Annotated in this window: 1 protein-coding gene; it reads right to left on the reverse strand. The window is 39.8% G+C overall.

The genetic code is table 11. From position 1 onward, the window contains the following. Positions 1–236: hypothetical protein (locus G9H65_RS13595; RefSeq protein ID WP_166375826.1), on the reverse strand; the 236-nt coding region annotated here is incomplete at both ends.

Consider the following 236-nt stretch of genomic DNA (forward strand, 5'->3'; position numbering starts at 1 on the left):
CCCTTCACTATTAATTAGTTGAATACTTAATTTCTGTGATGTTCCAGCTTGTTGGTTTGCAGTTCCACTAATCACAAAATGAGTAGCTGGATTAGATATTACCTGAATCGAAAACGCTGATTTGGCTGATATGCTACCATCACTTACCTGGATATTCGCCGTTTCCACTTGGTATAAAATCAAATCAACCTGAGCCATTCCGTTCGTGAAAACCACCTGAACTGGCTGGCCAAAAT

The sequence above is a fragment of the Aquirufa ecclesiirivi genome, from assembly GCF_011250515.1.
Classification (GTDB): Bacteria; Bacteroidota; Bacteroidia; order Cytophagales; family Spirosomataceae; genus Aquirufa; species Aquirufa ecclesiirivi.